Consider the following 6,792-nt stretch of genomic DNA (forward strand, 5'->3'; position numbering starts at 1 on the left):
CGTAGCGCAATTGATCTCAAGCATCAGGCGTCGCTGAAGCAAGATTGCCTTTGAGACCACGCCGAGACCGCATTGGGCGTTGGCATGGAGCGAGTTGGTTCGTTTTGCTCAAAACGGCCTATGTGCAACACGCTCCTAGGGGAATTCCGCGGCATTCCACCGATGGATTCCAGCGACACTCCACTCACTGCTCTGCTTCTGCGCGTGCAGCGGAAATGGCAGGAACAGCATTGTCCCCTGATCGGCCAGCCAGCCGTGCCTGGAAAAAGCAATGGATCACGGTCATATTTGGTAGCATTTCAGCGCCATCCGCTAAGACATGGGTCATGTCGATGCCGCAGCATCGACCTGTTCCCCGCACACTGTCCATGCCCTTTCCATTGCCGCCCCATCGCTTTTCTCGCTTCAGTCTCGCGCTCGCATGCGTCTCATCCCTTTCCTTACTTGGGACGGCCGCCCATGCGGCAAGAGGCTTCGTGGAGGCTCCGTCCCAGACCGCAGCCCGAGCCGTGCAGCTTGAGTCTGCCGTGGCCCAAAGCAAGAAGCAGAAAGAGTCCAGCGGAAAGAAGATTCAACTCGACGACCAGCCTGACGACGACCGCAACGACGACAAGAAGGATAAGGGAAGCAAGAAGAACAAGGTGGAGCTGGATGATCGGCCAGACGACGATCGCAATGACGACAAGAAGAGAGGGAGCAAGAAAGAGGCGTCTGATCAGGATGACGACTCCGACGATGATCGCGATAATGACAAGAAAAAAGGAGGTGACAAGGGGCACTCGGGCCACGGCGGCCATGACCACGACCACGACGACTCCAATGACGATCAGGACGACAACGATGATTGATGGTTGATCCGCTCCTTGTGGATCAACAGCCATGCCGGGGTCGACCCATGGATCGACTCCGGCATTCCTGTTGCAACGATCACCTCCCCCGGCATGGCTCGCTGCTGGGGGGGCTGAGGATCAGCGACTGGAACGCCTCCAGTGGAGCCAGGCTTTCAGAGCCAGCCAGAGAACTCCGGCGGCAAAGGCGAGCAGGAGCATCACCTTGATCAATTCAGCGAAAGGCTCCACCCAGATCGCCACCCGTTGATATCCCTCACCCAGCAGATTCCCGATCAGCGTGAGAATCAGCACCCAGAGCAGGCTGCCAGCCGTTGTCCAGGCCAGGAAGGAGCGTTGAGGCATCAGTTCCATTCCCGCTGGCACCGATACAAGGGTGCGGATTCCGGGGATGATCCGGCCCCAGAAGACCACGGCAGCACCATGGCGGCTGAACCAGCGGCGACTCCTGGCAAGATCCTGGGGCTGGAGCCCAAGCCAGCGACCGTGGCGGCTCAACCAGCGCTCCAGGTGCTCCTCGTTCACCAACCGCCCAATGCCGTACCAGAACCAGGCCCCCAGCACGGTGCCCACCAATCCAGCAAACACGGCGGGGATCAGTTGCAGCTTCCCCTGATGCACCAGAAAACCCGCCAGAGGCATCACCACCTCGGAGGGAATGGGAGGGATCACATTTTCGAGCAGCATCACAGCGGCGATCACCAGGTAGCCCAACAGCGGATTCGTGTCCACCGCCCGGCTGATCAGAGCCGGCATGGAATCAATGGCATCGCTCAGCGACATGACAGCAGAGTGGGGATCAGGCGTGAGCGTTGGCAGTGCGGCGCCGAAGCCGCCAGAGCTTCTCCAGCTGCAGGAAAAGGAACAACAGCAGGCTGAAACCAATGCAGAGCATCAGTTCGCCTCCTTCCAAAGGCCCAGTTCCGAAGAACTCTGCGATCGGAGCCACGTAGAGCAGCATCAGCTGCAGACCTGTGGTGATGGCCACAGCCGCCAGCAACGCTGGATTGGAGAAGGGGTTGAGCTGTAGCAGGGCAGATTGCTCCGTGCCGAGAGAGCATGGCCCATCTGTGCCAGACAGAGGGTGGTGAATACCATCCTGGTCCAGGGTGCACAGCGATGCACGGCCAAGAGCATCAGGCAGATCGTGATCAAGGCGAAGACCACGCCGTTGCGAAGGATGTAGCTCCCAATTCCGGCCGAGAGAATCGATTCTCCCGGTTCCGAGGGAGGCCGCTGCATCAGCCCCAGGGTCATGGAGGCCCCAGTCGATGGGGCCAGTTCGTCCAAGAGGCAGGTCGTCGGCATTGGCCTTCCAGCTCACCAGCACGGTCATGACATGGACCATCGGATCGGATGAAGCGATGCAGGAGCGGCCGACGCTTCAGGGGCCACAGTCAGATCGCTTGGGAGGCCGCGAGCAGAACGGTTCCGCAGCAGAGACGTGCTTTGACAAAGGCCTGAATGCCCATGTCTCACCTGGCCGCTGGTTGTCGCGGTGTTCGCGCTAAACAGTGTCGCGCAAACGTCTTCAGCATCGATGCCCCGCCCCTACCAACCATCGCTGCTGCGGCTGCTGCATGGGTTAACGGCTGTGCTGGTGTCTCTGGCCTGGCTGAGTGGACTGGTCGTGTATTCCAACGACGACGGCCGCTGGGGGCGCCTGCCCCTGCAGGTCGGAGGAGACTGGATCGACATCCACGGCACGATCGGCGTGCTGCTCTGGCCCCTGGCCATCCTGTTCGCTCTCTACGCCATCAGCGTGGGGCGGCGGCATCTGCGGCAGCCCGCCAATCTGATCGCCCTGCTCGCTTTGGCGCTGGCGGTGGGGAGTGGCAAGTTGATGGAGGAAGACTGGCTGAAGGATGGTCAACTCGATCATGTTGTGTATTCAGTGCATCTGCTGGCCTGGCTGGTCATGGCAGGGGCTGTGCTGACCCACGTTTCCGCCGTGCTGCAACGCGGCGGAATGCCGCTGCTGCGATCGATGGTGAACCTTCAAGTCCGAGCCAACGACCTGCCACGCGACTGGCCGGGCCAGATCAGACGGGCTCTGACGAGGAGGGGCTGACAGAAGTGAGACTGACTGCGGCTGTGAAGTGGGCACCTTTTCTTGGACAGCCATAACGCCCGGACAGAAAAACCCCGGTCGACGGTGATCTCTGGGGCTGGCTGGGAATTCACTTCATGATCAGCACGTCCACCCCCGGAGTTCGACCCCGTACAAGCACGCCCACGTCGTGATCGCTGCGGTGGAACTGAAGATTGATCTCCTCCTCTCCCAGTCGCAGGCCGTTGATGTCGAGGAGGTTGAGTCCCTTTGGCAGACAGGGATTACGCAAGCGCACCTGCACTCGGCTGCTGCCGCGCTCCCGCTCGATCGACATGCCGGTGACTGCCTCCAGCAAGCCGAAGACGCTGGCGCTGGCCCAGGCCTGGGGGCTGCAGGCCACCGGGTAGAACGTGGGTCCCTCCTCCTCCCGGCGCGGGAACCCGCAGAACAGCTCCGGCAACCGGAACATCGGCACGGCACTGGCGGTCTCGAACAGGCCCGTCAGGATCTGCAACGCTTCAGACCGATGGCCGTACCGGGCCAGACCCATGCCGATCAGGGCGTTGTCATGGGGCCAGACGGAGCCGTTGTGATAGCTCATCGGGTTGTAGCGATTCTCCCGTTCATCCAGGGTGCGTACGCCCCAGCCATTGAAGCTGGTAGGAGCCATCAAATGCCGCGCGATCGCAGAAGCCGCCTGTGCCGTGGCGATTCCGGTCCAGAGGCAATGACCGGCATTCGACGCCCTCACCTCGCAGGGTTGGCCTTCGCCATCAAGGGCAAGGGCATAGGAATCGATCGACGGCGTCCAGAAAGCCTTGTGGAAACGCTGGCGCAAGGCGGCGGCCTCCTCCAGCAACGCCTGGGCTTCGCTGGTGCGGCCCAGGTGGTGAAGAATCGAGGCGAGCGATCGACGCGCACCATAGGCATAGGCCTGCACTTCGCAGAGGGCGATCGAGCCTTCAGCCAAGCGGCCATCCGCGTGGTGAATGGAATCGTCGGAATCCTTCCAGCCCTGATTGCTCAAGCCGCCCTCGGCAACCCGCAGGTAGCGAAGGAACCCATCGGCACTGGTGGCTTCGGCCCTGTGGATCCAGGCCATGGCAGCCTGAAGCTCAGGCAGGAGGCTGGCGACGAAGTCTCGATCATCGCTGCGGCAGAGATAGTCGCCGGCCAGCATCAGAAACAGGGGCGTCGAGTCGACGGCACCGTAATAACTGGCGAAGGGCACTTCTCCGAGTGCCGCCATTTCTCCGAGCCGTGATTCATGCAGGATCTTGCCCGGTTCCTCGTCGTGGGCGGGATCATCAACACCGGCCTGGCGTCTGGCCAGGTAGCCCAGCACGCCCCGCGCCAGCCGGGGTTCCACCATCAGCATCTGGCGAGCCGTGATCAGGCCATCACGGCCGAACGCACAGCTGAACCAGGGAACCCCGGCGTAGGGGTAGAGCCCATCCTCGACCTGGCTGGCCAGCAGGTGTACATCGGAGAAGGAGCGCATCAACCAACTGTTGAAGGCCTGGTTGTCGCTGACCACCGCAGCGGCGCTGCGCCTGGCATCCCGGAACCGGTCGACCGTGGCGGCCATGGCGGTGTGGTAGTGCTCCTCCGGGCCCAGCGGGAGAGAGCTGGGATGGAAATCCAGCACCAGGAAGAGCCGCCGCGTCTGCCTGGGCTCCAGGGTGATCAGCAGCTCGATGGTGTCCTCGCTGACGTCCTGAATGGGATCGCTCAGGCGCAGGACCGTCAGCCGATCCTCCCCATCCAGGCCGCTGTAGATGAGCTCCAGGGTGCCGTCGTGACCTCGATGGGTGCGGCCGCGCTCCGACCTGTGGTATCCCCTCACCTCGAAGATGTCGCGGAAATCCGCATCCAGGCGCAGGGTCAGCGGCATCTGGATGGGTCGGTCCTCGTAGCTGGTGAAGCAGAACTGCTGCAGGCAGGCCGTGGGCGTCAGCACGGTGCTGCGCTCCAGATGGACCGTCATGGCGGCTGGTCCACCCGTCTCACCATCGATGTTGCTGAGGTGGCTCACGAGCACGCCCACCGCCCCTCGCTCGGTGGAACTCAGCACCACCGGCGATCGGCCCCACAGCAACAGCTGCAGCCGACTGACGTGACGGGTGCCACGATGGAAAATGCCGGCTTCGTGGTGGAGGTCCGGGCAGATCTCGCCACGGGAATCCAGGATCGCGAAGGTTTCCTCGTTCTTGAGGACGAACGTAGGCAGTGGATCAGGCATACACCGCAGTCCGGTGAGCGGGACTGAGGCTGCGACGGGCCTGGATCAGGTGCCGGTAGAGCTGTTCGTAGTCCTCGGCCTGACGCGTCACCGAGAAGCACACCTCGAAGTGGCTGCGGACCCGCGATCGGTCCAGCTGCTCCAGTCGGCGGACTGCGGCGATGGCCTCCTCGATCGATGCCACGAGGAATCCGTTGACCCCCTCCCGGATGATCTCAGGGGTGGAACCGTTGCGCCAGGCGATCACCGGGGCGCCGCAGGCGTTGGCCTCAATCATCACCAGGCCGAAGGGTTCCGGCCAGTCGATCGGAAACAACAGGGCCAAAGCATGGCCCAGCAGATCCTGTTTGCCCTCGTCATCCACCTCACCAATGAATTCAATCGATGGGTTGTTCAGCAGCAGCGGCTCGATCTGTTCGTGGAAATAGGGGGCATCGACGGGATCGATCTTGGCGGCCACCTTCAATGGCAGGCCCACAGCCGTGGCGATGGCGATGGCGCGATCCAGCCGTTTCTCCGGCGAGATGCGGCCGACGAAGGCCAGGTAGGGTTCGGGGGTGGCCTGGTAGCGATAGAGATCGCTGGGTAACCCGTGATACACGGTTCCAAGCCAGTTGGCCTGAGGCAAGGGCAGGCGCTGGCTTTCGGAGATCGACACCAGGGGCACCTGATTGAAGTGGGCATAGAGCTTTCTCTGCTCGGGCGCATGCAGGGGGCCGTGCACGGTGCTCAGATGGGGCACGGGCAACAGGCGTGCCAGAGGGAAATGGAAGTAACCGTTATGGAAATGGAGGATATCGAAGTCATCGAGCAGCTCGATCACATGATCCAGCTGGATCGCGTCATGCACGCTGGGGTCACCATTCTGGCCGCCCAGCCGCAAGGCCTCCGGAACGCACGGGCAGAGGTGGGCCGTGGTGAGAGAGTCACCGCTGGCAAAGAGGACCACCTCATGGCCACGCCGCACCAACTCCTCGGTGAGATAGTGAACCACCCTTTCGGTTCCACCGTATCCGATCGGCGGAACCCTTTCGTGTAGCGATGAAATTTGCGCGATTCTCACATTTCAACCTTCATGATTCAGGGTGTCCGCTCACCAAACCATATCCAGAGATCGGACAGGAAGCAGCTTCCCATGAACCGGTGTAAATCGTCTCCTCAAACGTCAGTCGTGGCAAGGGGTGGGCCGATCTGTCAGCCTGGGTACCCGTTCAGGGGCCGTGACGCAGCAGCGCAGCATTCCACCCCTGATCACTGATCAACGAGCGGCCACAGACACCACGATCGATGACAGCCGATTCAGGGATTCGGCAACAGCGATGGCATCTCGCCGCCGCAATGATGGGCGATCAAGGCCTGCTCCAGGAATTGCCAGATCTCACGGCCCTGTTGCCGCAGGCTGGTGGTGACCGTGAGCAACTTGCTGCGGCAGATCGCACCCTGGCGGGATTGGACGCCATGGCTGATCTTGCGCTGAATCACCGAATGGCGCAGGGCACGTACTCCTGCGGAGAAGACTTCGTCTATTTGTGCCACGAGTCAAACGTTCTCTATGAACACTGACGCAACTGTATCGAGGATGGGAGTTTGGCCTCCCGGAGCCGGCCTGCAGGGGCAGGCTCCAAACCGCCCCATGCTGCTGCGTTTAA

6 protein-coding genes and 1 pseudogene are annotated in these 6,792 nt (G+C 61.9%); 2 read left to right on the top strand and 5 right to left on the bottom strand.

The window, feature by feature from the left end; translation table 11 throughout:
- Window positions 1–368: 368 nt before the first annotated feature.
- Window positions 369–848 (top strand): hypothetical protein, encoded by a 480-nt coding sequence (locus KQ310_RS10295; RefSeq protein ID WP_259721663.1) that lies wholly within the window; start codon window positions 369–371, stop codon window positions 846–848.
- Window positions 849–968: 120 nt separating this feature from the next.
- Here KQ310_RS10295 and KQ310_RS10300 read toward each other — a convergent pair whose 3' ends face one another.
- Together KQ310_RS10300 and KQ310_RS10310 are read right to left on the bottom strand one after the other, a co-directional pair.
- Entirely contained in the window at window positions 969–1,631 is a 663-nt protein-coding gene (locus KQ310_RS10300; RefSeq protein ID WP_259721664.1) for a DedA family protein, read from the bottom strand.
- Window positions 1,632–1,647: 16 nt separating this feature from the next.
- Window positions 1,648–2,156: pseudogene (locus KQ310_RS10310) on the bottom strand (cation transporting ATPase C-terminal domain-containing protein).
- A gap of 232 nt (window positions 2,157–2,388) precedes the next feature.
- Between KQ310_RS10310 and KQ310_RS10315 the strand changes: the two are divergent.
- Entirely contained in the window at window positions 2,389–2,919 is a 531-nt protein-coding gene (locus KQ310_RS10315) for a cytochrome b/b6 domain-containing protein (RefSeq protein ID WP_259721666.1), read from the top strand.
- Between the two features lie 109 nt (window positions 2,920–3,028).
- Here KQ310_RS10315 and KQ310_RS10320 read toward each other — a convergent pair whose 3' ends face one another.
- From KQ310_RS10320 to KQ310_RS10330, 3 genes are all read right to left on the bottom strand, one after another.
- Entirely contained in the window at window positions 3,029–5,143 is a 2,115-nt protein-coding gene (locus KQ310_RS10320; protein WP_259721667.1) for a glycogen debranching N-terminal domain-containing protein, read from the bottom strand.
- Complete coding sequence (locus tag KQ310_RS10325; protein WP_259721668.1) at window positions 5,136–6,206, bottom strand: glycosyltransferase family 4 protein; 1,071 nt, start codon at window positions 6,204–6,206, stop codon at window positions 5,136–5,138. Before KQ310_RS10325 ends, KQ310_RS10320 begins: the two co-directional genes overlap by 8 nt.
- A 236-nt stretch (window positions 6,207–6,442) precedes the next feature.
- Window positions 6,443–6,679 (bottom strand): hypothetical protein, encoded by a 237-nt coding sequence (locus KQ310_RS10330; RefSeq protein WP_259721669.1) that lies wholly within the window; start codon window positions 6,677–6,679, stop codon window positions 6,443–6,445.
- Window positions 6,680–6,792: the final 113 nt, after the last annotated feature.

The sequence above is a fragment of the Synechococcus sp. CS-1328 genome (assembly GCF_025128095.1).
Taxonomy (GTDB): domain Bacteria; phylum Cyanobacteriota; class Cyanobacteriia; order PCC-6307; family Cyanobiaceae; genus CBW1002.

Coding starts and splice junctions, on each gene's coding strand:
- KQ310_RS10295 (WP_259721663.1), top strand. CDS start 369: ATGCCCTTTCCATTGCCGCCCCATCGCTTTTCTCGCTTCAGTCTCGCG.
- KQ310_RS10300 (WP_259721664.1), bottom strand. CDS start 1,631: ATGTCGCTGAGCGATGCCATTGATTCCATGCCGGCTCTGATCAGCCGG.
- KQ310_RS10315 (WP_259721666.1), top strand. CDS start 2,389: ATGCCCCGCCCCTACCAACCATCGCTGCTGCGGCTGCTGCATGGGTTA.
- KQ310_RS10320 (WP_259721667.1), bottom strand. CDS start 5,143: ATGCCTGATCCACTGCCTACGTTCGTCCTCAAGAACGAGGAAACCTTC.